The organism is Streptomyces sp. NPDC060027 (assembly GCF_042737005.1).
Lineage (GTDB): Bacteria > Actinomycetota > Actinomycetes > Streptomycetales > Streptomycetaceae > Streptomyces.
Map to the genome: position 1 here is coordinate 1 of NZ_JBHWVI010000438.1, position 1,759 is coordinate 1,759.

Below are 1,759 nucleotides of genomic sequence, written 5' to 3' on the forward strand. Positions count from 1 at the left end.
CAGGTGCCGGGCCCCCGTCCGCCGTAGGACGTCACTCAGTGGGCGGTGTCGTCCTCGTGCATGTCGGCGGCCTCGACCTCTTCACGGGTGACGCCCAGGAGATACAGGACCGTGTCCAGGAACGGGAAGTTCACCGCGGTGTGCGCGGCCTGCCGCACCACCGGCTTGGCGTTGAACGCGACCCCGAGGCCGGCGGCGTTGAGCATGTCGAGGTCGTTGGCGCCGTCGCCGATGGCCACGGTCTGGGCCAGCGGCACCCCGGCCTCGGCGGCGAACCGGCGCAGCAGCCGCGCCTTGCCCGCCCGGTCGACGATCTCCCCGGTGACCCGGCCGGTCAGCTTCCCGTCGACGATCTCCAGCGTGTTGGCCTGGGCGAAGTCGAGCCCGAGCCGCTCCTTCAGATCATCGGTCACCTGCGTGAACCCGCCGGAGACGACGCCGACTTGGAAGCCGAGCCGCTTCAGCGTACGAATCAGTGTGCGTGCGCCCGGCGTGAGCCGCACTTCCTCACGCACCTTCTGCACCACCGACGCGTCCAGCCCCTTGAGGAGCGCGACCCGCGCGTGCAGGGACTGCTCGAAGTCCAGCTCACCACGCATCGCGGCCGCGGTGACCCCGGCGACCTCGTCCTCGCACCCGGCGTGCGCGGCGAAGAGCTCGATCACCTCGTCCTGGATGAGCGTGGAGTCCACGTCCATCACGACAAGACGCTGGGCCCGTCGGTGCAGGCCCGCCGCCACCACGGCGATGTCCACGCCGAGTGCCGCGGCCTCGGTCACCAGCGCGGTGCGCAGTGCCTCGGTCTCGGTACCGGACACGGCGAACTCGACCGCGGTCACCGGGTACTTGGCCAGCCGGAAGATGCGGTCGATGTTGCCGCCGGTCTTCGTGATCCGCGCGGCGATGGCGGCCGTCGACTCCGCGGTGAGGGGGTGCCCGAGCACCGTGACGAGCGAACGTCCGGATCCTCGGGGACGGTTGTCGCCCAGGCCGGAGATGATCTCCGCCTGCATCTTCATCGATTCCGCCCAGCTGTGGACGGTGGCCCGCAGATCGCCTTCGAGGCCGGCGGGCGGCTCGGTCACGAGCGCGCACAGCACGATCCGGCCGCGGGTGACGACCTGCTCGATGTCGACGACGTCGACGGACCAGGCGGCGAGGATGTCGAAGAGTCCGGCGGTGATGCCCGGCCGGTCCTTGCCGAAGATCTTGACAAGGAGAGTGGGCACATCAGTGGTCTGCGAAGCGCTCATGGTGCTCCCACCGTATCCGGCACCCAGTGCCGCCCGCCCGCCCGGTCCGCCTGACGGACACGGAACACTGGGTGACACCCAAACGGCACACCGATGACAATTTGCCGCTCCCCTCACGGGCCGCGCCACCAACCCCCACTCCGGGATCCTCCCGAACCCCGAACTCGGAGCGTCCCGAACCTCGGGCCCCGGTGCCTCCCGGACCCGCCCCCCAAGCCGCTTTCGCCCCCTCCGCCCCTACCCGTCCCGTCCCGTCCCTGGGGCTCCGCCCCAGACCCCGCTCCTCAAACGCCGGAGGGGCTGAATCTTGCACCCGCGCCCGAAAGCGTACGGAAGGGCCACCCCCAACCACTACGCGCCTGCAGTCGGCGGCGTACGGGAGGGGCCGTTCCGGTACATCCCTGATGTCCGTCGCTTACGTTCGGATCGAGCAGCAGTTCGCACAGGTAGCCCACGTCTGATCCAGCGGCGCCGGACTGGGATGTACCGGCACGGCCCCCCACCCC

Annotated in this window: 1 protein-coding gene; it reads right to left on the reverse strand. The window is 70.4% G+C overall.

Annotated features, from left to right (window positions below; genetic code table 11):
- Window positions 1-35 precede the first annotated feature (35 nt).
- Window positions 36-1,253 carry a phosphoserine phosphatase SerB gene (serB, locus tag ACFWBT_RS42795; RefSeq protein ID WP_385710199.1) on the reverse strand — a complete coding sequence of 406 codons (1,218 nt, stop codon included), beginning with the start codon at window positions 1,251-1,253 and terminating at the stop codon, window positions 36-38.
- Window positions 1,254-1,759: the final 506 nt, after the last annotated feature.

Excerpts from the sequence above, each read along its gene's own strand:
- serB (WP_385710199.1), bottom strand. The coding sequence starts at position 1,253 with ATGAGCGCTTCGCAGACCACTGATGTGCCCACTCTCCTTGTCAAGATC.